The sequence below is a fragment of the Campylobacter sp. RKI_CA19_01128 genome (assembly GCF_025771175.1).
Classification (GTDB): Bacteria; Campylobacterota; Campylobacteria; order Campylobacterales; family Campylobacteraceae; genus Campylobacter_D.
Window position 1 is genome coordinate 76,918 of sequence record NZ_JAKMPU010000004.1, and the last position, 22,763, is coordinate 99,680.

The window sequence follows — 22,763 nt, forward strand, 5'->3', positions numbered from 1 at the left end:
GCTTTTAAGCTATCACTCTAAAACAACCCCTTCATTTAATACAACTTCGCCTATTACATAAGCATCTGAGCTTTCTAAAACTTTTCTTACATTAGATGGATCTACCACCACAACTAAACCCACACCCATATTAAAGCTTCTATACATTTCAGCCTCTTCTACACTTTGGCCTATTTGGTAAAAAATTTCAGGAGTTTTTAGATGATGTTTTCTGATGATTGCGCCTATTCCTCTTGGGAAAACTCTAGGTAAATTTTCCACCAATCCACCACCTGTTATATGAGCTAGTGCATTGATGAATGGTTTTAATCTTAAAAAGTCTTTTACGTAAATTCTTGTAGGTTCAAGTAAAATATCGATTAAATTTTTACCCTCTATTTTATCATCAAACTTAAGCTTTTGTGCTTCAAATAATACTTTTCTAGCTAAAGAATATCCATTAGAATGAAGCCCGCTACTAGGTAGAGCTAGTAAAATATCTCCATTTTTTACAAAATTTCTTCTATCGATTTCATCTTTTTCGGCCATACCCACTGAAAAACCTGCTAAGTCAAAATCATTGCTATGATACATTCCAGGCATTTCAGCGGTTTCTCCGCCTATTAAGGCACAATTTGCTTTTTTACAACCATTAGCAATCCCTGCTACGACTTTTTTAGCTACTTCTACATCTAATTTTGCAGTTGCATAATAGTCCAAAAAAAACAAAGGTGTAGCAAAATTGCAAATTAAATCATTCACACACATTGCTACTAAGTCCTCACCTATGGTGTCAAATTTTTGACTATCAATAGCAAGACGCAACTTCGTACCCACTCCATCGGTTGCTGCTAACATAACAGGATTTTTAAAACCACTTGGCATAGCAAAAGCACCTGAAAAAGAGCCTATGCCACCTAAAACATTTTCATTAAAAGTTTCTTTTACTAAAGGCTTGATTGCTTCTACAAAAGCATTGCCATTGTCTATACTTACGCCCGCATCTTCATAGCTTATATTCATTTATCTTCCTTTAAGAATTTAAAAGGTATTTTAACTAAAAATGTTTTAAGGCTAAATTATGCAAAATGCTTATTTTGTAACTTCAAGTATAGCAGGTGGAAAGTCAAGCTTTATAAAAATAGTTCAAAATTTGGGTTTTGATACTTTAAGCGCAGATGTGATAGCTCATGAGCTTTTAAATGAAAATGCAAATTCCATAGCTAAGCTTTTTGATAACGATGATTTAATCATAGCAGGAAAAATAGATAGAAAAAAACTTGGAACTATTGTATTTAATGACTTAAATGCTAAAAAAAAGCTAGAAGATTTTTTACATCCTAAAATCAAAGAAGTTATTTTACAAAAAGCTCAAATTTTAGATAAAAAAAACAAGGCTTTTTTTATAGAACTGCCTTTATTTTTTGAAAACAATCACTACCAAAATTTAGGAAAAAGTATATTAATTTATACGCCAAAAGAACTTCTACTTCAAAGACTAATGCAAAGAGATAATTTAGATGAAAACGAAGCCTTAAAAAGAATTAATTTACAACTTGATATAGAAGAAAAACTAAAAAAAGCAGATTTTGTGATAAAAAATACCTCAGGTTATGAAAATTTTGAGAAAAATGTGCTAAATTTTTTAAAACACACTTTAAAGGTTGAAAAATGAAATTTTACAAGTACTGTGCTAGCGGGAATGATTTTGTGGTGTTTGCAGATAGTGAAAAAAAAGATCGTAGCGAATTAGCTAAAATTCTTTGTAATCGTTATGAAGGCATAGGCGCTGATGGGCTTATAGTGGTTGTGCCTCATGATAGATATGATTTTGAATGGGAATTTTATAATTGTGATGGGAGCAAGGCAAGTATGTGTGGTAATGGCTCACGCGCAGCAGCTCATTTTGCTCATCATTATTTAAAAAAGTCTCAATATTTAAATTTCTTAACCGGCGCAGGACTTATAAAATCTTTTGTTGATGATGATATAGTTGAAATCAAACTTAGCGGGGTAAAGGATATTAAAGAAGCTTTTGAGTATAAAGGTAGAATTTGGCAAGGCTGTAATACTGGTGTTCCGCATATAGTAACCTTTGTTGATGATTTAAACGAATTTGATGTAAATTTATGCAAAGAAGTGCGTAAAAGATACAATGCAAATGTTAACTTTGCCAAAGTAGAAGATGATGAATTTATAAGAGTTAGAACTTATGAACGTGGAGTAGAAGATGAGACTTTAGCTTGTGGTACGGGTATGGGGGCTTGTTTTTATCTAGCGTATTTAAATCAAGAGGTAAAAGATGATATTTTGGTAAAGCCAAAAAGTAATGAAAGTTTGTATTTTAGATTAGAAGAGGATCAAATATTTTTTAGAGGAAAGGTAAAGTGCTGTTTTGAAGCTGATTATAATTTTGCTTAGTAGTGTTTTATTTTTAAAAGCTGAATTTATAGCAGGTTTTGATGAGCAATATTATGCTTTAAGTATAAAAGAAAAGCGTGAAGTTTTTATCAAAAAAATTAATGCTTTATTGGATGTTTCTTTTAAAGAGATAGAAAAGGAAAAAGAATTTATAGAATTTTTCTTTAAAGAGGCTATAAAGAATAATTTTAGAAAGCTAAATACTAATGCTGTGCAAAAACTATGGTCTTTAAAAGAAAAATATCGTGTTAAAAATTTATATGATCACAAAGAATATCAAATGCGTGTCCAAAAGGTACCAAAGTCTTTAGCCATAGCTCAAGCTATTATTGAAAGTGCAACTGGTACAAGTCGCTTTGCTAAAGAGGCAAATAATTTATTTGGAGAATGGACTTGGGGTGAAAAAGGTTTAGTGCCAAAGGAAAGAGGCGAGGGTAAAACTCACAAAATTCGTATATTTGATAGCTTACAAGAAAGTGTGGATTCATACTTGCTTAATTTAAATCGCCACGATGCTTATAAGGAATTTAGAGCTTGGCGGTGGGATGCTATAAATCAAAATGAAAAACTTGATGGTAAAGAAGCGGCAAGTCATTTAGAAAAATATTCAGAGATTAAAAGTAATTACACTAAGCTTATTTTATCTATCATCGAGCAATATAAGCTTGACGAGTTAGATTAATTACCCAAAGCCCACTCATCAAAAGGTAAAATCATCACGCGCACCCCCTCAATGAAAAACTCATCTCTTTGTGAAAGCGTGATGATATAAATAGTCGAAAGTGCAAGTTGATTTTTACTAAGGATTTTTTTGACTTTTAAGCTAAGTAAATCTTTATCTTTAAAAGGTGAGCATAAAAATGCATTTTTAAGACTTGGTAAGTAAAAATCAAAATGCTTAGTATAAAAAATTTCTTGTTTAAATTTAAACAACTCACTTAAAATTAAATTTTCAAACAAAGTACTAAAGTCTTTTTGTATGCTTAGAGAATTTTTTAGTGAAAAGTCCCAAAAATATACTTTTTTTAAATTCTTTTCAAGATTTTTTACAAAATACAAAGTGTAGTTTGATTCCAGTTTTTCTATGCTTTTATATAAGGTATCTTTGGAAATTTTTATACTATTTTTTAGAGTTTTTAATAACTCATTAACGCTAAATTCACTTCCAAGTTCTAAGGCAATTTGTTTGAGTATAGTAAGCTCTAATGGGGTATAAAAGCTTTTTAAGTATGATGAGTTTGTGTTAAAGTTGTGATTTAAAATCACATTGCGTCCTGTGTGTAAAAAATAACTTACCATGGTTTTAGTGTCAGCATATTTTTTGTTTAGGCTTAAAAATTCTTCAAAGTCTAAATAATCTAAATGAAGTTCTTCAAACTGATCTAAGCAAAAATTACTATCACAAACGCTTATTATGATTTGCAAATTAAGATGTTTTAAACTAGCAAAGTCAAAATCATGAGTAAAGTTACAAAGTGCTAAAAATTTAATCTGTGGATTATAAGTTAAAAACGAATTTAAATTTATTAAAGCATTTGCTTGAAATTTTAAATCATCACAATCAATAAAGAGTATATTTTCACTTTTATACAAAGATAAAAAATTTAAAATCAAATTTTTCTTACCACTTGCAAAACCACCTTTTATGATGATGTTTTTATGGGTTTGGATTTGAATTTTTCTTTCATCAAATTTTTGAAATTTTGGGTAATTATCGTAAAAAAATTGTAGTGATTTCATAGATTTCTTTATACTAAATGGTGGAGCATAGCGGGTTCGAACCGCTGACCCCAACGCTGCCAGCGTTGTGCTCTCCCAGCTGAGCTAATGCCCCTTTAGATTTTAAAATCATACTATATTTTTTCTTAGATTTTCTTAATGCATAAAAAATCTTGTAAAATTTATAAAATTTAATTTTTATCCTTTTAAAAAGGAAAATAATTAAAAAAAATGCATAAATTTCTTGACATAGCAAAGTGTGTTTTTATATAATCTCAACATCATTTTATATGGTGGTTAGATTCTTATGGGTCTAACGAGTTCTTTACAAAGGAAAAAATATGGAAAGAATCAGGCTTAAGCTAAAAGCTTATGACCACAGAGTTCTAGATCGCACAGTTGCAGCAATTGTAGAAGCTGTTAAAAGAACAGGTGCTGACATCAGAGGTCCAGTGCCAATGCCTACAAAAATCAAAAGATACACAGTTTTGAAATCTCCACACATCAATAAAGATTCACGCGAACAATTTGAGATGAGAATTCATGCTCGTATGCTTGATATTGTAGCAGCTACTCCAGATACAGTAGATTCACTCACTAAGCTTGACTTGGCTCCAGAGGTCAATGTTGAAGTAAGAGCTATGGGTAAATAAGGATAGAATATGGAATACATTGTAGAAAAAATTGGTATGAGTAGAACAATCAGCACACCAAGCATTCCTGTAACCTTACTTAAACTTGTTCAAACTAAAGTATGTGAAGTAGAAAATGGAAAAGCTTTGGTTGCTTATGTAAAAGGCAAAGCAAATAATAAATGCATTGCAGGTCAGCAAAAAAAATACAATCTTTCAGCTGAATATAATAGATTTGCTTCTTTAGAAGTGGCAAACACAGAAGCAGGCGATATTGATCTTAATCCTTTAAAAGAAGCTTCTATCTTAAAAGTAAGCTTTAATTCTAAAGGTAGAGGTTATAGTGGGGTTGTTAAAAGACACGGATTTGCTGGAGGTCCTGCAAGTCACGGTTCAAGATTCCACAGACGTCACGGATCAATCGGTAACCGCGAATGGCCAGGTCGTGTTCAACCAGGTATGAAAATGGCAGGTCATTATGGTAATGTAAAAGTTACTGTTAAAAATGAAGTAGTTTCATTTGATGAAGAAAATGGCATCTTAGTAGTAAAAGGTGCGGTACCAGGATTTAATGGTGCTATGGGTAAAATAAGGATTGCAAAATGAGTAAAGTAACTGTTTTAAATGATAAATTTGAAAAAGCTAGTGAACTCGATCTTCCAGCAAAATATGCAGAAGTTAATCCTCACAACCTTTATTTATATGTAAAATCTTATCTTGCTAGCCTTAGAGCAAACACAGCTCATACTAAAGGTAGAAGCGATGTAAGCGGTGGTGGTAAAAAACCATGGAGACAAAAAGGTCGTGGTGGTGCAAGAGCAGGTTCAACAAGAACGAATGTTTGGGTTGGTGGTGCTGTGGCATTTGGTCCTACAAACAATCGTAACTATTTCCAAAAAGTTAATAAAAAACAAAAACGCTTAGCGCTTGAAAGAGCATTGGCTGATAAAGCACAAAACAATGCATTATTCTCAGTAGATAGTTTAAGCATTGAAAGCGGTAAAACAAAAGATGCAAATGCAGTTATTAAAAAGCTTGGTTTAAAAGATGCTTTAATTGTAAAAGATTTACTAGATGAAAAAACACTTCTTGCTTTTAGAAACTTAGCAAATTGCTATGTAGTTGATATTAGCGAAGTAAATGCTTATTTAGTATCTGTATTTAATGCTGTTATCATTGAAAAAGCAGCGCTTGAATCTATCGTAAAAGAGGGTTAAAATGGCAGATATTACTGATATAAAAACAATACTTTACACTGAAAAAAGCTTAAACCTTCAAGAGCAAGGTGTTGTAGTTATTCAAACTTCTCCAAAAATGACTAAAAATGGTCTAAAAGAAGTTTTAAGAGAATATTTTGGTGTAACTCCAGTAAGAATTAATTCTTTAAAAATGGATGGAAAAGTAAAGCGTTTTAGAGGTCGTGAAGGTCAAAGAAATAGCTTTAAAAAATTCTATGTTAAGCTACCAGAAGGTGTGAGCTTAGAAAGTTCGGAGGCATAAGATGGCAATTAAAACTTATAAACCATATACTCCAAGTAGAAGATATATCACAGGTGTAAGCTCTGATGATATCACAGCAAAAGCTAGTGTGCGTTCATTACTTGTAAAACTTCCAGCTCATGCAGGTCGTAACAATAATGGTAGAATCACAAGCCGTCATAAAGAAGCAGGTGCTAAAAAACTTTACAGAATTATAGATTTTAAAAGAAGAAAATTTGGTATTGAAGGTAAAGTTGAAGCAATCGAGTACGATCCATACAGAAATTGTCGTATCGCATTAATCTCTTATAGAGATGGTGAAAAAAGATACATCTTACAACCAAAAGGTTTAAGTGTTGGCGATGTTGTTTGTGCTGCTGAAAGCGGACTTGACATTAAACCAGGTAATGCAATGAAATTAAGAAATATCCCAGTGGGTACTATCGTACACAATATCGAGTTAAAACCAGGCAAAGGCGGTCAAATGATCCGTTCAGCGGGTGCTTATGCTCAATTAATGGGTAAAGAAGAAAAATACGTTATCTTAAGACTTGCAAGTGGTGAAATGAGACAAGTTTTAGCTGAATGTATGGCAAGTATCGGTGAAGTTGGTAATGAAGAATGGTCAAACGTGACTATTGGTAAAGCTGGTAGAAATCGCCATAGAGGTATTCGTCCTCAAACAAGAGGTTCTGCGATGAACCCAGTTGATCACCCGCACGGTGGGGGTGAAGGTAAGAAAAATTCAGGCCGTCATCCAGTTACTCCATGGGGTAAACCAACTAAAGGTGCTAAAACTCGCCGTAAAAAAGCTAGCGATAAGCTAATAATTTCAAGAAGAAAAGGAAAGTAAGATGGCTAGGTCACTAAAAAAAGGTCCTTTTGTTGATGACCATGTAATGAAAAAAGTCATCGCTGCTAAAAAAGCTAACGATGGTAAGCCAATTAAAACTTGGTCAAGACGCAGCACTATTATACCTGATATGATAGGTTTAACTTTTAATGTTCATAATGGAAAAAGCTTTATCCCAGTATATGTTACTGAAAATCATATCGGTTACAAATTAGGTGAATTTGCACCTACTAGAACATTCAAGGGTCACAAAGGCTCTGTTCAGAAAAAAATAGGTAAGTAAGGGAGATTTATGAGTAGAGCGTTAATTAAATTCATAAGATTATCTCCAACTAAAGCGAGATTGATTGCTAGAGAAGTTCAAGGTATGAATGCAGAGCTTGCATTAGCTAGTTTGAAATTTATGCCAAATAAAGGTGCTAAATTTATAGCAAATGCTATTTCAAGTGCTGTAGCAAATGGCGGATTTGAAGCAAATGAAGTTGTTGTTTCAAGTTGTCGTGTTGATGCTGGTGCGGTTTTAAAAAGATTTAGACCAAGAGCTAGAGGAAGTGCTAGTCGTATTAGAAAGCCAACTTCACACATTTTGGTAGAAGTTAGTAAAGTAGAAGCAAGTGCTGAAAAAACTACAAAAGCTAAAAAAGCATCAGTGAAAAAGGAAAGCTAATATGGGACAAAAAGTAAATCCGATTGGTTTAAGACTAGGAATTAATAGAAATTGGGAATCAAGATGGTTTCCTACAAAAGCTAATTTAGCAGAAAATATTGGTGAAGATTATAAAATCAGAACTTTCTTAAAAAGAAAACTTTATTATGCAGGAATTAGCCAAATTCTTGTAGAAAGAACAGCGAAAAAATTAAGAGTAACTGTTGTAGCTGCAAGACCAGGGATTATTATTGGTAAAAAAGGTAGTGATGTTGATATTTTAAGAAAAGAACTTCAAGATTTAATAAAAAAAGAAGTTAATATCAATATCAAAGAAGAAAGAAAAGCAGGTGCTTCAGCTCAGCTTGCAGCTGAAAGTGTTGCTACTCAACTTGAAAAAAGAATTGCTTTTAGAAGAGCAATGAAAAAAGTAATTCAAGGAGCGCAAAAAGCAGGTGCTAAAGGGATTAAAGTTTCAGTTTCAGGCCGTTTAGGTGGTGCTGAAATGGCAAGAACTGAATGGTACTTAGAAGGTCGTGTTCCACTTCACACTTTAAGAGCAAAAATCGATTATGGTTTTGCAGAAGCACACACTACTTATGGAAACATAGGTATTAAAGTATGGATCTTCAAAGGTGAAGTTTTACAAAAGGGTGTTCAACCTGAAAAAACCGAAGAAAACGCTCCAGCTAAAAAAACTAGAAGAGCAAGAAGAGGTAAATAATCATGTTAATGCCAAAAAGAACAAAATATCGTAAAATGATGAAAGGGCGTAACAGAGGTTATGCCAACAGAGGGACTGAATTTACTTTTGGTGATTTTGCCCTAAAAGCAACTGAAGCTGGTCGTATCAATTCACGTCAAATCGAAGCAGCTCGTATTGCTTTAACTCGTTTTGTAAAAAGACAAGGTAAAACTTGGATTAGAGTTTTCCCAGATAAACCTCTAACTAAAAAACCTTTAGAAACTCGTATGGGTAAAGGTAAAGGTGCAGTTGAGGAATGGGTAATGAACATTAAACCAGGTCGTATCATTTATGAAATGGCAGGAGTTAATGAAGAAATGGCAAGACAAGCTTTAACTTTAGCGATGCACAAATTGCCATTTAAAACTAAGTTTGTTACAAGAGAGAGCCAAAATGAAATATACTGAGATTAAAGATAAAACAGCAGGTGAGCTTGCAACAATGCTAAAAGAAAAAAAGGTGCTTTTATTTACTTTAAGACAAAAGCTAAAAACAATGCAGCTAACTAATCCTAAAGAGATTAGCGAAGTTAAAAAAGACATCGCTAGAATCAATACTGCAATTAGCGCTTTAAAATAAGGATAGAAAATGGCATTTAAAAGAGAAATTCAAGGCGTTGTTGTTCAAATTGCTGGAGATAAAACAGCAACAATTTTGGTTGAAAGAAAAGTGGTTCACCCAAAATACAGAAAAATCGTAAAACGCTTTAAAAAATATTTAATTCATGATGAAAGAAATGAACTTAAAGTGGGAAATACTGTAGTTGCTATTGAATGTAGACCACTTTCTAAGAGAAAATCATTTCGCTTAAAAACTATAGTATCAGCAGGAGTTGAGTAATGATTCAAAGTTTTACTAGGCTTGCAGTTGCTGATAATAGCGGTGCAAAAGAATTAATGTGTATTAAGGTTTTAGGTGGTAGTAAAAGAAGATACGCTACTGTTGGTGATGTAATCGTTGCATCTGTAAAAAAAGCTCTACCAAATGGTAAAGTTAAAAAAGGTCAAGTAGTAAAAGCAGTTATCGTTAGAACTAAAAAAGAAATTCATAGAGATAATGGTTCTTTAATTCGTTTTGATGAAAATGCAGCAGTTATTCTTGATGCTAAAAGAGAGCCTATCGGAACGCGTATTTTTGGACCAGTAGGTCGTGAAGTAAGATATGGTGGCTTTATGAAAATTGTTTCACTAGCACCGGAGGTGTTGTAATGAAATTAAAAATTAAAAAGAATGATATGGTAAAAGTTATCGCAGGCGATGACAAAGGCAAAACAGGTAAAGTTTTAGCAGTATTTCCTAAAACAAATAAAGTAATTGTTGAGGGTTGCAAAATCGCTAAAAAAGCTGTTAAGCCAAGTGATAAAAATCCAAACGGCGGTTTTATCAATAAAGAAATGCCAATGGATATTTCAAATGTAGCAAAGGCAGGAGAATAAGATGATGAGATTAAAAGAAAAATATACTCAAAATATCAAACCTGCTTTAGTAAAAGAATTTGATATCAAAAATCCTATGCTTATTCCTTTTATTGAAAAAGTTGTAATCAGCGTAGGTGCTGGGGAATTAGCAAAAGATCAAAAAGTATTACAAAATGTTGCAGATACTATTTCATTGATCGCTGGACAAAAAGCAGTTATCACAAAAGCTAAAAAATCAGTTGCTGGTTTTAAAGTGAGAGAAGGCTTCCCAGTAGGTGTAATGGTAACATTAAGAAAAGACAATATGTATGCTTTCTTAGATAAGCTTATTACTATAGCTCTTCCTCGTGTTAAAGACTTTAGAGGTCTTCCAAGAGATGGTTTTGATGGAAGAGGAAACTATAACTTTGGTTTAGATGAGCAGTTAATGTTCCCAGAAGTTGAATATGATAAAATCTTAAGAACTCATGGTATGAACATTTCTATCGTTACAACAGCAAAATCAGATAAAGAGGCACAAAAATTATTAGAATTATTTGGCGTGCCATTTGCAAAAGGAAAGTAATATGGCTAAAAAATCAATGATTGCAAAAGCTGCCCGCAAACCTAAATTTAGCGTTAGAGGGTATACTAGATGCCAAATTTGTGGAAGACCACATTCAGTTTATAGAGATTTTGGAATTTGTAGAGTTTGCTTAAGAAAAATGGCAAATGAAGGTTTAATTCCTGGTCTTAAAAAAGCAAGTTGGTAAGAGGAAAGAACCATGATAAATGATTTAATTTCAGATTCACTAACAAGAATTAGAAATGCAGGGATGAGAAGATTAGAAACTACTCAACTTTTGCATTCTAAAGTTATCGAAGCTTTACTTGGAATTTTCCAAGCTAAAGGTTATATTGAAAGCTTTAATGTTATTGAAGAGGATAAAAAGAAATTCATCAATGTAGTTTTAAAATACGATGAAAAAGGTAAAAGCGTAATTAACGAAGTTAAGCGTATTTCTAAACCTGGTCGTCGTGTTTATAAAGGCAAAGATGAGATCAAAAGATTTAAAAACGGTTATGGTACTATCGTAGTAAGCACTTCAAAAGGTGTTTTAGCTAACGACGAAGCTTACAAAGCAGGCGTTGGCGGCGAAGTTTTATGTACTATTTGGTAAGAGTTTCTACTTTTTATGGTATTCGGTATCCATTCTTATAAAGTAGTCATATCGTAGACAAGTAAAAAGGAAAAATGAATGTCTCGTATAGGTAAACAACCAGTTGCTATTCCAAGTGGAGTAGAAGTAAAATTAGAAGGTAACTTGCTAAAATTCAAAAAAGGAAATTTAGCAAAAGAGCTTGATACAAAAGCAAATGTTAATGTTGAGATTAAAGAAGGACAAATTCTTTTCTCTCCTAAAGGTGAAGATAGACAAAGTAGAGCTTATTGGGGAACTTATAGAGCTTTAGCTCAAAACATCATCATCGGTTTAACTGATGGTTTTAGCAAAACTTTAGAAATCAATGGTGTTGGTTATAAAGCTGCATTAAAAGGTAAAGTTCTTGAACTTGCTTTAGGTTTTTCTCATCCTATCAACTATGCTATTCCAGAAGGCATAGAAATTACTGTTGATAAAAACAATGTTATTATCAAAGGTAGTGATAAACAAGTGGTAGGTCAAGTTGCTGCTCAAATTCGTGAATTTAGACCACCTGAGCCTTACAAAGGAAAAGGTGTTAAATATTCAGATGAGCGTATTATCCGCAAAGCTGGTAAGACATCTAAGAAGTAAGGATAGAATATGAGAGCAAATGTATTAAAAAGAAAAATATCTTTAAGAATTAAAAGAAAAAAAAGAATTAGAGCAAAAATTTCAGGAACACAAGCTCTTCCAAGAGTTTCTGTTTTCAAATCAAACAGAACTTTATATATCCAAGCTATCGATGATGTTAAAGCAGTAACTTTAGCAGCAGTAGATGGAAGAAAAATTGGTGTTAAAGCAAATAAAGAAGGCGCTAAAAAAATAGCAGCTGAATTTGCAAAAGTTTTAAAAGCTAAAAACATAGAAGAAGCAGTGTTTGATAGAAATGGTTATTTATACCATGGTGTGATTGCAGCTTTAGCTGAAGCACTAAGAGAAAACGGAATCAAACTATAACCCAAAAGGAAGATCGATGGAAAAATATAATAGAGAAGAATTTGAAGAAGTAATCGTCGATATCGGCAGGGTTACTAAGGTTGTTAAAGGTGGTAGAAGATTTAGATTTACTGCTTTAGTTATCGTTGGAAATAGAAAAGGTTTAGTTGGTGTGGGCTATGGAAAAGCTAAAGAAGTTCCAGATGCTATAAGAAAAGCAGTTGATGATGCTTTTAAAAACATTGTTGAAGTTAAAACAAAAGGTTCAACTATCCCTCATGATGTAGAAGTAAAATACAACGCAAGTAGAATTTTACTTAAACCAGCAAGCGAAGGTACAGGGGTTATTGCAGGTGGTTCAACACGTCCTATCGTGGAACTTGCAGGTATTAAAGACATTTTAACTAAGTCTTTAGGTTCAAATAATTCAGCAAATGTTGTGCGTGCTACTATCAAAGCACTTACAATGCTTAAAGGATAATCAATGAATTTAACAAAAGCACCAGGTTCAACACATAAAACCAAAAGAATAGGCCGTGGTCAAGGTAGTGGTATGGGTAAAACTTCTACTAAAGGTGGAAAAGGCCAAACTGCTAGAAAAGGTTATAATGAAAAAAGAGGTTTTGAAGGGGGTCAACAACCACTTCAAAGACGTTTACCAAAGGTAGGCTTTACTTCTAAATTTGAAAAACCTTATGTGATTAATGTTGAAAAAATCACAGCAATCAAAGAGCTTAGCGAAATTACATTTGAAACAATCAATAGCATTCATAAGCTTTCAAAAAATGTAAATAAAGTTAAGCTTATTGGAGCAAGCGCTAAAGATCTTGCTAGTAAAATTAAAGACGAGAAGATTACTTTTAGCGGACAAAAATAATGAATAAAACATTGACAAATAAAATTCTCATAACATTGGCTTTTTTATTCGCTTATAGAATATTAGCTTATGTTCCAGTTCCGGGGGTTAATGTCAGTGTTATCAAGGAATTTTTTGATTCTAATGCATCTAATGCATTAGGCTTGTTTAATATGTTTAGTGGGGGTGCTGCTGAAAGACTTAGCATCATCTCTCTAGGCATTATGCCTTATATTACTGCTTCGATTATTATGGAGCTTTTAGCGGCAACTTTTCCTAATATAGGAAAAATGAAAAAAGAACGCGATGGTATGCAAAAATATATGCAAATTATCCGTTATGCTACTATAGCTATCACTTTGATACAAAGTATAGGCGTTTCTATAGGCTTGCAAAGTCTTCATGGAAAAGCAGGTCAATCAGCCATTATGATTGATATGAATACTTTTATCGCACTTTCTGCTGTTTCTATGCTTGCAGGTACCATGCTTTTGATGTGGATAGGTGAGCAAATCACTCAACGCGGTATAGGAAATGGTATTTCTTTAATTATCTTTGGTGGTATTGTTTCTACAATTCCAGGTGCAATTAGTGGAACAGTAAATTTGGTAAATACAGGTGAGATGAATTTCTTGACTATCATTGCCATTTTAGTTGTAATTTTACTTACTATTTGGGCTATTATAGTAGTAGAACTTGGAGAAAGAAGAATTCCTATTTCTTACTCAAGAAAAGTAATCATGCAAAATCAAAACAAACGCATTATGAACTATATACCTATTAAGATCAACTTAAGTGGTGTTATTCCTCCTATTTTTGCAAGTGCGATTTTGATGTTTCCAAGTACTATTTTACAAACAAGTACAAATGAATATGTGTTAAAAATTTATGACTTTTTAAATCCAAATGGATTTTTCTTTCATATTTTAACATTCTTACTTGTTATTTTCTTTGCGTATTTTTATGCATCAATTGTATTTAATGCAAAAGATATAGCTGAAAATCTTAAAAGACAAGGTGGTTTCATACCAGGTATTAGACCAGGTGAAGGAACTGCAAATTATCTTAATGAAGTAGCGTCAAGACTTACCTTGTCAGGTTCTATTTATTTAGGGCTTGTAGCTACATTACCATGGCTTATTGTGAAGTTGTTTGGTGTGCCTTTTTATTTTGGTGGAACTTCTGTTTTGATTGTAGTTCAAGTAGCACTTGATACAATGAGAAAAATCGAAGCTCAAATTTATATGAATAAATACCAAACTTTAAGTGCAGTAGGCTTATAAGAAAGTAGATTTTCTACTTTCTTCCTTTTTAAAGGATTTTGATGAGACTAGGCGTTTTTGATAGCGGTGTAGGTGGGCTTAGTGTTTTAAAATCTTTACTTCAAGCAAAACTTTTTAAAGAATATATTTACTATGGGGATACTGCAAGAGTGCCTTATGGGGTTAAAGATAAAGAAACCATCATTAAATTTTCCCTAGAAGCTTTAGAATTTTTCAAAGAAAAAAAAGTCGATATGCTTATTATTGCGTGCAATACAGTTAGTGCGCATGCTTTAGAAATTCTAAAAGCAAATGCACCATTTCCGGTTCTTGGAGTTATAGAAGCAGGAGTTTTAGCGGTTAAAAACTCTTTAGAAGATAAAAACTCTAATATATTAGTCATTGCAACACAAGCTACCGTGGATTCTCACGCTTATAAACAAGCTTTAATCAAAGAAGGTTTTTTAAAAGTGGAAGAAAAAGCAACTGGGCTTTTTGTACCTATGGTTGAAGAAGGGATTTTTCAAGGAGATTTTTTAAAAGCTGCTTTTGAGTATTATTTTAATAAGCTCAAATTTCACCCTAATGCTTTAATCTTAGCATGCACACATTTTCCCTTAATCGCTCATTCTTTGGAAGAGTATTTTGGTAAAAACACAAAACTTATTCATTCAGGTGAAGCTATAGCTTTGCAATTACAGCAAGAATTTAACTTAACATCAATCCAAGAAGAAGCTAATATTGAATTTTATGCTTCAAGTGATGTAGAAAAACTAAAAAAAATTGCAAATTTATGGCTTTAAATTAATGGTTGTTTACTAAAGTATTTTTTATATTTATAATTTATTTTTATTTAAACATAGTTGCATTATAATCTTTATCATTTCTAATGAAAGGACTAACATGAAAAAAATGTTAATGTGTGCAGCTATGGCACTAAGTTTAGGAGCAGGAATTTTGGAAGCAAAACCAAAAGTTGCGATTTTAGCTACAGGTGGAACCATCGCTGGTTCGATTGATAGTTCAGTAGCTACTACAGGTTATACAGCTGGAGTTTTGGGGGTTGATGCTTTGATTAAGGCAGTACCTCAAATTCAAGATTTGGCAGTAATTAGCGGAGATCAAATTGCTAATATTGATAGCAAAGATATGACAAATGAAATTTGGCTAAAACTTGCTAAAGAAGTTAATAGACTTTTAAAATCTGATGTAGATGGAGTTGTAATTACTCATGGTACTGATACTATGGAAGAAACTGCATATTTCCTAAATTTAACCGTAAAAAGCGACAAGCCTGTTGTTTTGGTTGGTGCAATGCGCCCATCAACTGCAATTAGTGCAGATGGTCCTAAAAATCTTTACAACGCTGTAGCATTAGCAGCAAATCCTCAAGCAAAAAATAAAGGCGTAATGGTGGCTATGAATGATAGAATTCAAAGTGCTAGAGGCGTTATGAAAACTCATAGTTTAAATGTAAATGCATTTAGCTCACCAGATATGGGTGATATGGGTTATATAGTAGATGGAAAAGCATTTTTCTATAATACTAATACAAAATTACACACCAAAAAATCTCCATTTGATGTTAGCAAACTAAAAGAACTACCAAAAGTAGATATTCTTTATAGTTATGCAAATGATGGTAGTGGTGTTGCAGCAAAAGCTTTGTTTGAAAATGGAACCAAAGGTATAGTTGTAGCTGGAACAGGTGCTGGTAGTATTCATGATTATCAAAAAGATGTGTTAAAAGAATTGCTTAAAAAAGGTCTTAATGTAGCGGTAAGCTCACGCGTAGTAGCTGGTAGAGTTGCAGTAAGTGATGCTGATGCAAAACTTGGTTTCATTGATACAGGTGATATGAGTCCTCAAAAAGCTAGAGTATTATTAATGCTTGCCCTAACTAAAACAAGTGATCCTAAGAAAATTCAAGAATATTTCTTAAAATACTAAAATCTTAAACACTCAAATGCTACAATAACATTTGGGTGGATTTTTCAATAAAAATCTTACCTAATTAATCACAAGGATATTAAATGAAACAATATGAAAGTTATAAATGCCAAAAATGTGGCAATGAAGTAGAAGTACAAAATGTAGGTGGTGGAAAGCTTAGTTGCTGTGGTCAAGAAATGGAGTGTATTACTAAAGATTTAACAGCTGTAAATTTAATGAAAGCTTTTGCTGGCGAATCTATGGCAAGAAATAAATATGATTTATTTGCAGATATTGCTCAAGAGGAAGGTTGGCATGCTATTGCAAAACATTTTAGAGAAGCTGCAGAAAATGAAAAATGGCACGCAAGAGCTGAATTTAAAGCTTATCATGAATTAGTAGATGGTAAAGCTTTAGAAGAAACTGCTAAAAATTTAATCTGCGCAGCAGAGGGTGAAAATTATGAGCATACTACTATGTATCCAAATTTTGCAAAAATCGCAGAAGATGAGGGCAAAAGAAATATAGCAAGATTATTTACAGCTATAGGTAAAGTAGAAATTGAGCATGAAAGAGAATATCTAGCGCTTAAAAAAATGCTTGAAGAAGAAGATTTCTTTAATTCAGAAGTAGAAGAATTATGGGTTTGTGAAGTTTGTGGGCATATACACCGTGGTAAAAAAGCACCAAATGCCTGTCCTTTATGTAAAGCTCCAAAAGAATACTTCAAACGCGAATTTTTAGGATAATTTTAAAAACCTTGATAAAAATGATAAAATATTTTATTTTTATCAAGGTTTAATATGCAAATTCTAACTCATCCTTTCAAACCTTTTTTTGATGAAAACTCAAAAGTTTTAATACTAGGTTCTTTCCCATCTATTAAATCAAGAGAAGAAAATTTTTATTATCAACATAGCAAAAATCGTTTTTGGCGTATTTTTGAAATATTATTTGAGTGTGAGTTAAAAACAGTACAAGTTCAAAAAGCTTTTTTAAAAGCAAATCATATAGCACTTTGGGATGTTATAGCAAGTTGTAAGATAAAAAATTCAGACGATAAAACTATTTCTTATGCTAAAGCAAATGATATAAATATAATTTTAGATAAGGCAAATATAGAAAAAATTTGTGTATTAGGTAAAGTTGCAAGTAAATATTTTGCTAAATTTTATCCTGAACAAGAATTTTTTGAACTCCCTTCAAGTTCACCTGCTAATATGAATTATTCTTTAGAAAATTTAGTAGAAAAATATAGCATTATAAAGGAAAGATAATGGCTTTAGTTGGAGTAGATGAGGCTGGGCGTGGGGCTTTGGCTGGAGATATGCACATAGGAGCTTGTAAGCTTTTAAAAAATATTGATGGTTTGGCTGATTCTAAAAAATTAAGCGCAAAAAAAAGAGAAGAATTATATGAGCAAATTCTTTCTAGCTCAAATTTTTTAATCCTTGCTTTTTCACCTTTGCAGATTGATACTTTAGGGCTTAGTCAGTGTTTACAGCTGGCTTTAAAAATCATCAAAAAACATTTTAATCAAGATGAGATTTTATATGATGGAAATTTAAATTATGGAGTTTTAGGCATAAAAACCATGATTAAGGCTGATATGAAAGTACAAGAAGTTTCAGCAGCTAGTATATTAGCCAAGGTAAGTCGTGATCAAAAAATGTGTTATTTTTCTAAATTATATAATCATTATGATTTTGATAAACACAAAGGTTATGGCACAAAAGCTCATATAGAAAAAATTAAAGCATTTGGTTATTCGCCCTTGCACCGCAAAAGCTTTATGCTAAAGTGTTTTGAGAAAAGCTTATTTGACTAAAATGTGTGGTTTTTACACTTTTTTATTTTAAATTTTCATTTTCTTTGAAAAAAATAGAAAAATTAACATTTGAAATATTATTATTAAGATAAAAAAATATATTCAAAAAATATTTTTTTGATAATTAATTATTAAAATTTACAATATCAATTAAAAATACAATGTATTTTAAGAAAAATTAATTTTTTTCTATTATAGTAATATAAAAATATTTCAAGGGGTATCATGTCTTTACTTTTAAGTGAGCTAAAGATTGGAAATTTTTATGTAAAAAATCGCATTGTAATGCCCCCTATGGATATGTATGAAACACAAGTTTTAGATGGTAAGATTAATCAATTTCACCTGATACATTATGGAGCCAGAGCTTTGGGTGGTGTTGGGCTTATCATAGTTCAAGCTTGTGCGATTAATGAAAATGCAAAAATAGCTGATAATGATATAGGTCTTTGGGGAGATTTTCAAATTCAAGGACATAAAGAGCTTGTTGAGCTTTGTCATCATTTTGGTGCTAAAATTGCCATTCAGCTAAATCACAGTGGCCGTAAAAATTCGTGTAAAGAAGCCATATCAAAAGCCCCAAGCAATATAGCTTTTAGTGAAAAATTTTCCAAACTTCATGTTTTAAGCAAAGATGAAATTTTACAAATTGAGCAAGAATTTATTCAAAGTGCTAAAAGAGCTAAAGAAGCAGGTTATGATGCAGTAGAGCTTCATAGTGCTCATGGATATTTGCTTAGTTCGTTTTTATCGCCTTTATCAAATCAAAGAGATGATGAATATGGTGGTAGTTTTGAAAATAGAATACGTCTTTTGTGTGATATTACTAAGCGCATAAAAAAAGAAGTTGATATTGCTTTATTTGTAAGAATTTCAGCTACGGAATGGCAAGAAGGTGGTTGGAATTTAGAAGATAGTAAAAAACTTGCCTTGATTTTAGAAAAATTAGGCGTTGATATGCTAGATGTTTCAGCAGGAGGAAATATCAATAAACCTTCTTTAGTGCCAAACATAGCACCACTTTATCAAGCTCCTTATGCTAAGGCCTTAAAAGAAGTTGTTAAAATTCCTATATCTTGTGTAGGTCTTATAAATAGTGCTAGTGAAGGCGAGGCTTTGCTTTTGGGTGGGGTGTGTGATTTGGTTTGTTATGGTAGAAAATTACTAAGAAATCCAAATTTTGCAAATGAAGCCGCAGTTGCTTTAAATGAAAGAGAAAAAATTATGCCAAATTACTCCAGAGCATATTTGTAAAATAATACAAAAAGTTTTTTTAGGTAAAAGCTTTTTTTATTATTTTTTACAAGGAGAAAATATGGATAATCTTAAGTGGAATTCTTTTGATACGCGTTGGATGCTTTCTCTTTTTGGGACTGCAGTTGGTGCGGGGATTTTATTTTTACCTATTAAGGCGGGTGTTGGTGGTTTTTGGCCAGTTGTTGTGATGGCTTTGATTATTTTTCCAATGGTATATTTAAGCCATAGAGCCTTAAGCCGTTTTGTATGCCAAGCAAATGGCAATGATAAAGACATTACTCATGCGGCTGAAGAGTATTTTGGTAGAAAAGTAAGTATTTTTATTTCTGTGCTTTATTTCTTTGCAATTTTCCCAATTTGTTTAGCGTATTGTGTAGGTATAACTAATACTTTTGAGAGTTTTATTTATAATCAATTCTTACCACTTTTAGATCCAAATGGTTCTTTTGCAAGTGCAATTAGTGCTATGTATCAAACAAGTGTTAATGAACAAGGAAAAACTATAGCTAATTTACTTCCTTTTTATAGAGCGCTTTTTGCTTTTGTTTTGGTAAGTATTTTTATGCTTATTATGCTTTTTAGTGAAGAATTAATCACTAAAGTATGCGAATGGCTTGTGTATCCTTTATGTGCTATTTTATTTTTATTTTCTTTATATCTTATTCCACAATGGTCATTTGAAAGTTTTAGTGCTATTCCTGGTACGAAAGAATTTATCACTATAGTGTGGCTAACTTTACCAGTTTTAGTGTTTTCGTTTAATCACTCACCGGCTATTTCTACTTTTTCTCTAAGTGTAAAAAGAGAATATCCTGAAAATTCGGTACAAAAAGCAAATCAAATTTTGCTTAGAACCTCTGTAATGTTACTTGCTTTTGTTATGTTTTTTGTGGTATCTTGTGTGCTTTCTTTAACTCCAGCTGAACTTGCTGAAGCTAGAGCGCAAAACATACCTGTGCTTTCTTATTTTGCTAATAAGCTTGATAATCCATTTATTTCTTATGGTGGTCCATTAATCGCATTTTTAGCGATTTCTAGTTCATTCTTTGGTCATTATTTTGGTGCTAGAGAAGGTGCTTATGGTATAGTTAGAAAATGCTGCAAATTAGCAGGTAATGAAAACCCTGATTTGAAAAAAATCGCAGTTTATTCTACTTTAGTAATGTATATTGTTATGTTAATTACTGCTTATGTAAATCCAAGCATTTTAGGTTTTATTGAAAGCTTAGGTGGTCCAATTATTGCTGCAATCTTATTCTTAATGCCTATGATTGCAATTTACACTGTTTCTAAAATGAAAAAATTCCAAAATAAAGCTTTAGATGCATTTGTATTTATCACAGGTATTTTGACAATTATCACTGTAATTTATACTTTTTAAGGTGTTAGTGAATGAGTAGTAATTTAAGTATATTTAAAGTTGGTGTTGGTCCTTCATCTTCTCATACCTTAGGACCAATGCTAGCGGGTAATATGTTTTGTGAAAAGATTAAAGATAAAATCACGCAAATTACAAAAATTCAAATCAAACTTTATGGCTCTTTATCACTTACTGGTAAAGGCCATTTAAGTGATAAGGCTATTATATGGGGTTTGAGTGGCTTAAGGGCAAAAGAACTCAATGCTGCTTTGCAAGATCGTGTGTTTAATAAAATTTTACAAGATAAAATTTTAGTTTTAAATGCCCAAAAAGAATTAAATTTTGATTATGATAAAGATTTGATTTTTGAAAAAGACTTTTTACCTTTGCATGAAAATGGGTTAAAAGTAAGCGCTTATGATGAAAATGGAGAAGTCATTGCTGAAGAAATTTATTATTCAGTGGGTGGTGGTTTTGTTATGAGTGAAGCTGAGCTTCAAAAACACAAAGACGGAGCTTGCGAGCAAAAACATACTAAATTAGAACTTGATGTTAATAATGCAAGTGATGCTTTAAAAATTTGTGAAGAAAGATCATGGGATCTAGCAAAACTTTCTTATGAATACGAGCTTCAATTTCACACCAAAGAAGAAATTAGAGCTTATTGTTTAGAAATTTGGGAAGTAATGCAAGAAGTTTATTATAATGGTATTCATCCAAGTTCAGATTTTCTTCCAGGAAATTTGCACTTAAAACGCCGTGCAAAAGGGCTTAATGAGCGTTTGGCTATGACAAGCGATCCTTTGGGGATTATTGATTTTATTTCTTTATATGCTATTGCTATTGCAGAGGAAAATGCAAGTGGAGCTAGAGTAGTAACTGCTCCAACTAATGGAGCTTGTGCTGTTGTGCCTGCTGTAATGCTTTATCTTAAAAACCATACGGTTGGTTTTAATGATGAAAAGGCTATTAATTTTTTACTAACTGCTATGTTAATAGGTTCTTTTTATAAGAAAAATGCAAGCATAAGTGGTGCTGAAGCTGGCTGTCAAGCTGAAATTGGTAGTGCAAGTTCTATGGCAGCAGGAGCTATGGCTACTGTGATGGGTTTTGATGCAAAGATAGCTTGTAATGCTGCTGAAATTGCGATGGAACACCATTTAGGATTAACTTGTGATCCAGTAAGTGGTTTAGTGCAAATTCCTTGCATAGAAAGAAATGCCTTTGGAGCGATTAAAGCTATTTCAGCTGCTAGAATGGCAATGAGTAGAAAATCAACCCCAAAAGTAAGTCTTGATGAGGTTATAAAAACTATGTATGAAACCGGCAAGGATATGAACTCAAAATACAAAGAAACTTCCTTAGGTGGTTTAGCTACCAATCTTACAAGTGTATGTTAAAACCTTAAGTTTTAGAACTTAAGGTTTTTCCTTAAAGCTTTTAAAAGCGCATAAATGCTAAATTTTCAAAAATTTTAAGGAAAATATAAATGATAGAAATCAAAAAACCAGCAGAGATAGAAAAACTACGCAAAGCAAATGAACTTGTAGCTAGAACGCTTGATTATCTAGAAACTATCATAGTTCCGGGTATGAGTTTAAAAGAAATTGATATTAAAGCGGAAGAATTTATACTTGATCATGGTGCAAAACCATCTTTTAAAGGTTTGTATGGTTTTCCAGGCAGTATTTGTATCTCGCTTAATCAAGCTTGCATTCATGGTGTAGGCGATGAGCGTATTTTAAAAGAAGGCGATATTTTAGGGCTTGATGTGGGTACTTGCATAGATGGATATTATGGAGATGCAGCAAGGACTATACCTATAGGTAAAATTTCAGCTACTGATGAGGCGTTAATTGCTTGTGCTAAAGATGCTTTGTATTATGCTATAGATATTATCAAAGAGGGTATGCGCTTTAAAGAGCTTTCTTATGAACTTGGTGAGTTTATTGCTAAAAGAGGTTTTGTGCCTTTGAAAGGTTATTGTGGTCATGGTATAGGTAAAAAACCCCATGGTGAGCCTGAAATTCCAAATTATTTAGAACCAGGAGCTAGCGCAAAAAGTGGACCTAAAATCAAAAATGGCATGGTATTTTGCATAGAGCCTATGGTGTGTCAAAAAGATGGTACACCGGTGCATTTAAAAGGTAATTGGGAAGCAGGAAGCAAAGATGGTTTAAATGCTGCTCATTATGAGCATTGTGTTGCTATTATAAATGGTAAGGCAGATATTTTATCTAAGTAAGAAAGTTTAATC

General features: G+C 32.4%; 35 protein-coding genes and 1 tRNA gene. 33 read left to right on the forward strand and 3 right to left on the reverse strand.

Going from position 1 to position 22,763, the window contains the following annotated elements; all coding sequences use genetic code 11:
• Positions 1-12: 12 nt before the first annotated feature.
• Entirely contained in the window at positions 13-1,002 is a 990-nt protein-coding gene (purM, locus tag L8U98_RS04055; protein ID WP_263725011.1) for a phosphoribosylformylglycinamidine cyclo-ligase, read from the reverse strand.
• 58 nt (positions 1,003-1,060) lie between these two features.
• Between purM and coaE the strand changes: the two genes are divergently transcribed.
• The 3 genes from coaE to L8U98_RS04070 are packed head-to-tail and all read left to right on the forward strand — an operon-like array spanning position 1,061 to position 3,082.
• Complete coding sequence (gene coaE / locus L8U98_RS04060; protein ID WP_263725012.1) at positions 1,061-1,654, forward strand: dephospho-CoA kinase; 594 nt, start codon at positions 1,061-1,063, stop codon at positions 1,652-1,654.
• Positions 1,651-2,400, forward strand: coding sequence for a diaminopimelate epimerase (gene dapF, locus L8U98_RS04065; RefSeq protein WP_263663716.1), 750 nt, complete (start codon positions 1,651-1,653; stop codon positions 2,398-2,400). The genes coaE and dapF overlap by 4 nt, the downstream gene beginning before the upstream one ends.
• A complete protein-coding gene (locus tag L8U98_RS04070) occupies positions 2,375-3,082 on the forward strand; it encodes a glucosaminidase domain-containing protein (RefSeq protein ID WP_263725013.1) in 708 nt (235 codons plus the stop codon). Before dapF ends, L8U98_RS04070 begins: the two co-directional genes overlap by 26 nt.
• Here the strand turns inward: L8U98_RS04070 and L8U98_RS04075 are convergent.
• Entirely contained in the window at positions 3,079-4,140 is a 1,062-nt protein-coding gene (locus L8U98_RS04075) for an ATP-binding protein (RefSeq protein WP_263725014.1), read from the reverse strand. The genes L8U98_RS04070 and L8U98_RS04075 overlap by 4 nt on opposite strands.
• Before the next feature lie 18 nt (positions 4,141-4,158).
• Positions 4,159-4,234, reverse strand: a tRNA-Ala gene (locus L8U98_RS04080).
• A gap of 226 nt (positions 4,235-4,460) precedes the next feature.
• Between L8U98_RS04080 and rpsJ the strand changes: the two genes are divergently transcribed.
• The 30 genes from rpsJ to map all read left to right on the forward strand — a co-directional run bounded on the left by rpsJ (position 4,461) and on the right by map (position 22,751).
• Positions 4,461-4,772, forward strand: a complete 312-nt coding sequence (rpsJ, locus tag L8U98_RS04085) for a 30S ribosomal protein S10 (protein ID WP_012660810.1) — start codon at positions 4,461-4,463, stop codon at positions 4,770-4,772.
• 9 nt (positions 4,773-4,781) lie between these two features.
• Positions 4,782-5,357: a 50S ribosomal protein L3 gene (gene rplC / locus L8U98_RS04090; protein ID WP_012660811.1), complete on the forward strand. Its 576-nt coding sequence runs from the start codon at positions 4,782-4,784 to the stop codon at positions 5,355-5,357.
• On the forward strand, positions 5,354-5,968 hold the full coding sequence (rplD, locus tag L8U98_RS04095) for a 50S ribosomal protein L4 (protein WP_039617137.1): 615 nt from the start codon (positions 5,354-5,356) through the stop codon (positions 5,966-5,968). The genes rplC and rplD overlap by 4 nt, the downstream gene beginning before the upstream one ends.
• Before the next feature lies 1 nt (position 5,969).
• Complete coding sequence (locus L8U98_RS04100) at positions 5,970-6,251, forward strand: 50S ribosomal protein L23 (protein ID WP_039617139.1); 282 nt, start codon at positions 5,970-5,972, stop codon at positions 6,249-6,251.
• A 1-nt stretch (position 6,252) separates the two neighbouring features.
• Positions 6,253-7,083 (forward strand): 50S ribosomal protein L2, encoded by an 831-nt coding sequence (gene rplB, locus L8U98_RS04105; protein WP_039617141.1) that lies wholly within the window; start codon positions 6,253-6,255, stop codon positions 7,081-7,083.
• Between the two features lies 1 nt (position 7,084).
• Positions 7,085-7,366: a 30S ribosomal protein S19 gene (rpsS, locus tag L8U98_RS04110; RefSeq protein WP_039617142.1), complete on the forward strand. Its 282-nt coding sequence runs from the start codon at positions 7,085-7,087 to the stop codon at positions 7,364-7,366.
• Positions 7,367-7,375: 9 nt separating this feature from the next.
• Positions 7,376-7,750, forward strand: coding sequence for a 50S ribosomal protein L22 (gene rplV, locus L8U98_RS04115; RefSeq protein ID WP_039617143.1), 375 nt, complete (start codon positions 7,376-7,378; stop codon positions 7,748-7,750).
• A gap of 1 nt (position 7,751) precedes the next feature.
• Positions 7,752-8,453 carry a 30S ribosomal protein S3 gene (rpsC, locus tag L8U98_RS04120; RefSeq protein ID WP_039617145.1) on the forward strand — a complete coding sequence of 234 codons (702 nt, stop codon included), beginning with the start codon at positions 7,752-7,754 and terminating at the stop codon, positions 8,451-8,453.
• 2 nt (positions 8,454-8,455) lie between these two features.
• A complete protein-coding gene (gene rplP / locus L8U98_RS04125; protein WP_012660818.1) occupies positions 8,456-8,881 on the forward strand; it encodes a 50S ribosomal protein L16 in 426 nt (141 codons plus the stop codon).
• Positions 8,868-9,053 carry a 50S ribosomal protein L29 gene (rpmC, locus tag L8U98_RS04130; protein WP_012660819.1) on the forward strand — a complete coding sequence of 62 codons (186 nt, stop codon included), beginning with the start codon at positions 8,868-8,870 and terminating at the stop codon, positions 9,051-9,053. The genes rplP and rpmC overlap by 14 nt, the downstream gene beginning before the upstream one ends.
• Before the next feature lie 9 nt (positions 9,054-9,062).
• Complete coding sequence (rpsQ, locus tag L8U98_RS04135; protein WP_039617148.1) at positions 9,063-9,314, forward strand: 30S ribosomal protein S17; 252 nt, start codon at positions 9,063-9,065, stop codon at positions 9,312-9,314.
• Positions 9,314-9,682: a 50S ribosomal protein L14 gene (rplN, locus tag L8U98_RS04140; RefSeq protein WP_012660821.1), complete on the forward strand. Its 369-nt coding sequence runs from the start codon at positions 9,314-9,316 to the stop codon at positions 9,680-9,682. Before rpsQ ends, rplN begins: the two co-directional genes overlap by 1 nt.
• Entirely contained in the window at positions 9,682-9,909 is a 228-nt protein-coding gene (gene rplX, locus L8U98_RS04145; RefSeq protein ID WP_012660822.1) for a 50S ribosomal protein L24, read from the forward strand. The genes rplN and rplX overlap by 1 nt, the downstream gene beginning before the upstream one ends.
• A gap of 1 nt (position 9,910) precedes the next feature.
• A complete protein-coding gene (gene rplE / locus L8U98_RS04150; RefSeq protein ID WP_012660823.1) occupies positions 9,911-10,456 on the forward strand; it encodes a 50S ribosomal protein L5 in 546 nt (181 codons plus the stop codon).
• Position 10,457: 1 nt separating this feature from the next.
• Positions 10,458-10,643: a type Z 30S ribosomal protein S14 gene (locus tag L8U98_RS04155; protein WP_012660824.1), complete on the forward strand. Its 186-nt coding sequence runs from the start codon at positions 10,458-10,460 to the stop codon at positions 10,641-10,643.
• 12 nt (positions 10,644-10,655) lie between these two features.
• Positions 10,656-11,051 (forward strand): 30S ribosomal protein S8, encoded by a 396-nt coding sequence (rpsH, locus tag L8U98_RS04160; RefSeq protein ID WP_039617152.1) that lies wholly within the window; start codon positions 10,656-10,658, stop codon positions 11,049-11,051.
• 78 nt (positions 11,052-11,129) lie between these two features.
• Complete coding sequence (gene rplF / locus L8U98_RS04165) at positions 11,130-11,666, forward strand: 50S ribosomal protein L6 (RefSeq protein ID WP_039617154.1); 537 nt, start codon at positions 11,130-11,132, stop codon at positions 11,664-11,666.
• 9 nt (positions 11,667-11,675) lie between these two features.
• On the forward strand, positions 11,676-12,032 hold the full coding sequence (rplR, locus tag L8U98_RS04170) for a 50S ribosomal protein L18 (protein WP_039617157.1): 357 nt from the start codon (positions 11,676-11,678) through the stop codon (positions 12,030-12,032).
• 16 nt (positions 12,033-12,048) lie between these two features.
• On the forward strand, positions 12,049-12,492 hold the full coding sequence (gene rpsE, locus L8U98_RS04175; RefSeq protein WP_039617161.1) for a 30S ribosomal protein S5: 444 nt from the start codon (positions 12,049-12,051) through the stop codon (positions 12,490-12,492).
• A gap of 3 nt (positions 12,493-12,495) precedes the next feature.
• Entirely contained in the window at positions 12,496-12,888 is a 393-nt protein-coding gene (gene rplO, locus L8U98_RS04180; protein WP_039617163.1) for a 50S ribosomal protein L15, read from the forward strand.
• Positions 12,888-14,150: a preprotein translocase subunit SecY gene (gene secY / locus L8U98_RS04185; protein ID WP_039667833.1), complete on the forward strand. Its 1,263-nt coding sequence runs from the start codon at positions 12,888-12,890 to the stop codon at positions 14,148-14,150. The genes rplO and secY overlap by 1 nt, the downstream gene beginning before the upstream one ends.
• 41 nt (positions 14,151-14,191) lie before the next feature.
• On the forward strand, positions 14,192-14,932 hold the full coding sequence (gene murI / locus L8U98_RS04190; protein ID WP_263663720.1) for a glutamate racemase: 741 nt from the start codon (positions 14,192-14,194) through the stop codon (positions 14,930-14,932).
• Positions 14,933-15,047: 115 nt separating this feature from the next.
• Entirely contained in the window at positions 15,048-16,079 is a 1,032-nt protein-coding gene (locus tag L8U98_RS04195) for a type II asparaginase (RefSeq protein WP_256374651.1), read from the forward strand.
• 83 nt (positions 16,080-16,162) lie between these two features.
• The gene (locus L8U98_RS04200; protein ID WP_012660833.1) at positions 16,163-16,810 is read left to right on the forward strand and encodes a ferritin family protein; all 648 of its coding nucleotides are present in this window, start codon (positions 16,163-16,165) and stop codon (positions 16,808-16,810) included.
• Between the two features lie 54 nt (positions 16,811-16,864).
• Positions 16,865-17,338, forward strand: a complete 474-nt coding sequence (locus tag L8U98_RS04205; RefSeq protein ID WP_263663721.1) for a DNA-deoxyinosine glycosylase — start codon at positions 16,865-16,867, stop codon at positions 17,336-17,338.
• Positions 17,338-17,889 (forward strand): ribonuclease HII, encoded by a 552-nt coding sequence (locus L8U98_RS04210; protein ID WP_263679245.1) that lies wholly within the window; start codon positions 17,338-17,340, stop codon positions 17,887-17,889. Before L8U98_RS04205 ends, L8U98_RS04210 begins: the two co-directional genes overlap by 1 nt.
• Before the next feature lie 225 nt (positions 17,890-18,114).
• Positions 18,115-19,143 carry a tRNA-dihydrouridine synthase gene (locus L8U98_RS04215; RefSeq protein ID WP_263725015.1) on the forward strand — a complete coding sequence of 343 codons (1,029 nt, stop codon included), beginning with the start codon at positions 18,115-18,117 and terminating at the stop codon, positions 19,141-19,143.
• 61 nt (positions 19,144-19,204) lie between these two features.
• Positions 19,205-20,527 carry an aromatic amino acid transport family protein gene (locus L8U98_RS04220; protein ID WP_263682898.1) on the forward strand — a complete coding sequence of 441 codons (1,323 nt, stop codon included), beginning with the start codon at positions 19,205-19,207 and terminating at the stop codon, positions 20,525-20,527.
• A gap of 11 nt (positions 20,528-20,538) precedes the next feature.
• Entirely contained in the window at positions 20,539-21,906 is a 1,368-nt protein-coding gene (locus L8U98_RS04225; protein ID WP_263725016.1) for an L-serine ammonia-lyase, read from the forward strand.
• Positions 21,907-21,995: 89 nt separating this feature from the next.
• Positions 21,996-22,751, forward strand: coding sequence for a type I methionyl aminopeptidase (gene map, locus L8U98_RS04230; protein ID WP_263675043.1), 756 nt, complete (start codon positions 21,996-21,998; stop codon positions 22,749-22,751).
• The last annotated feature ends 12 nt before the right edge of the window (positions 22,752-22,763 follow it).

Bases quoted from the DNA above. Each gene is read 5' to 3' on its own strand.
- map (WP_263675043.1), top strand. From the start codon at position 21,996: ATGATAGAAATCAAAAAACCAGCAGAGATAGAAAAACTACGCAAAGCA.
- rpsE (WP_039617161.1), top strand. From the start codon at position 12,049: ATGGAAAAATATAATAGAGAAGAATTTGAAGAAGTAATCGTCGATATC.
- rplD (WP_039617137.1), top strand. From the start codon at position 5,354: ATGAGTAAAGTAACTGTTTTAAATGATAAATTTGAAAAAGCTAGTGAA.
- coaE (WP_263725012.1), top strand. From the start codon at position 1,061: ATGCAAAATGCTTATTTTGTAACTTCAAGTATAGCAGGTGGAAAGTCA.
- purM (WP_263725011.1), bottom strand. From the start codon at position 1,002: ATGAATATAAGCTATGAAGATGCGGGCGTAAGTATAGACAATGGCAAT.
- L8U98_RS04100 (WP_039617139.1), top strand. From the start codon at position 5,970: ATGGCAGATATTACTGATATAAAAACAATACTTTACACTGAAAAAAGC.
- rpsJ (WP_012660810.1), top strand. From the start codon at position 4,461: ATGGAAAGAATCAGGCTTAAGCTAAAAGCTTATGACCACAGAGTTCTA.
- rplB (WP_039617141.1), top strand. From the start codon at position 6,253: ATGGCAATTAAAACTTATAAACCATATACTCCAAGTAGAAGATATATC.
- rplR (WP_039617157.1), top strand. From the start codon at position 11,676: ATGAGAGCAAATGTATTAAAAAGAAAAATATCTTTAAGAATTAAAAGA.
- rplV (WP_039617143.1), top strand. From the start codon at position 7,376: ATGAGTAGAGCGTTAATTAAATTCATAAGATTATCTCCAACTAAAGCG.
- L8U98_RS04225 (WP_263725016.1), top strand. From the start codon at position 20,539: ATGAGTAGTAATTTAAGTATATTTAAAGTTGGTGTTGGTCCTTCATCT.
- L8U98_RS04155 (WP_012660824.1), top strand. From the start codon at position 10,458: ATGGCTAAAAAATCAATGATTGCAAAAGCTGCCCGCAAACCTAAATTT.
- rpsH (WP_039617152.1), top strand. From the start codon at position 10,656: ATGATAAATGATTTAATTTCAGATTCACTAACAAGAATTAGAAATGCA.
- rpsQ (WP_039617148.1), top strand. From the start codon at position 9,063: ATGGCATTTAAAAGAGAAATTCAAGGCGTTGTTGTTCAAATTGCTGGA.
- rpsS (WP_039617142.1), top strand. From the start codon at position 7,085: ATGGCTAGGTCACTAAAAAAAGGTCCTTTTGTTGATGACCATGTAATG.
- rplF (WP_039617154.1), top strand. From the start codon at position 11,130: ATGTCTCGTATAGGTAAACAACCAGTTGCTATTCCAAGTGGAGTAGAA.
- rplE (WP_012660823.1), top strand. From the start codon at position 9,911: ATGATGAGATTAAAAGAAAAATATACTCAAAATATCAAACCTGCTTTA.
- secY (WP_039667833.1), top strand. From the start codon at position 12,888: ATGAATAAAACATTGACAAATAAAATTCTCATAACATTGGCTTTTTTA.
- rplC (WP_012660811.1), top strand. From the start codon at position 4,782: ATGGAATACATTGTAGAAAAAATTGGTATGAGTAGAACAATCAGCACA.
- murI (WP_263663720.1), top strand. From the start codon at position 14,192: ATGAGACTAGGCGTTTTTGATAGCGGTGTAGGTGGGCTTAGTGTTTTA.
- L8U98_RS04205 (WP_263663721.1), top strand. From the start codon at position 16,865: ATGCAAATTCTAACTCATCCTTTCAAACCTTTTTTTGATGAAAACTCA.
- rpmC (WP_012660819.1), top strand. From the start codon at position 8,868: ATGAAATATACTGAGATTAAAGATAAAACAGCAGGTGAGCTTGCAACA.
- L8U98_RS04220 (WP_263682898.1), top strand. From the start codon at position 19,205: ATGGATAATCTTAAGTGGAATTCTTTTGATACGCGTTGGATGCTTTCT.
- rplX (WP_012660822.1), top strand. From the start codon at position 9,682: ATGAAATTAAAAATTAAAAAGAATGATATGGTAAAAGTTATCGCAGGC.
- L8U98_RS04075 (WP_263725014.1), bottom strand. From the start codon at position 4,140: ATGAAATCACTACAATTTTTTTACGATAATTACCCAAAATTTCAAAAA.
- rplP (WP_012660818.1), top strand. From the start codon at position 8,456: ATGTTAATGCCAAAAAGAACAAAATATCGTAAAATGATGAAAGGGCGT.
- L8U98_RS04195 (WP_256374651.1), top strand. From the start codon at position 15,048: ATGTGTGCAGCTATGGCACTAAGTTTAGGAGCAGGAATTTTGGAAGCA.
- L8U98_RS04210 (WP_263679245.1), top strand. From the start codon at position 17,338: ATGGCTTTAGTTGGAGTAGATGAGGCTGGGCGTGGGGCTTTGGCTGGA.
- rplN (WP_012660821.1), top strand. From the start codon at position 9,314: ATGATTCAAAGTTTTACTAGGCTTGCAGTTGCTGATAATAGCGGTGCA.
- L8U98_RS04200 (WP_012660833.1), top strand. From the start codon at position 16,163: ATGAAACAATATGAAAGTTATAAATGCCAAAAATGTGGCAATGAAGTA.
- L8U98_RS04215 (WP_263725015.1), top strand. From the start codon at position 18,115: ATGTCTTTACTTTTAAGTGAGCTAAAGATTGGAAATTTTTATGTAAAA.
- rplO (WP_039617163.1), top strand. From the start codon at position 12,496: ATGAATTTAACAAAAGCACCAGGTTCAACACATAAAACCAAAAGAATA.
- rpsC (WP_039617145.1), top strand. From the start codon at position 7,752: ATGGGACAAAAAGTAAATCCGATTGGTTTAAGACTAGGAATTAATAGA.
- dapF (WP_263663716.1), top strand. From the start codon at position 1,651: ATGAAATTTTACAAGTACTGTGCTAGCGGGAATGATTTTGTGGTGTTT.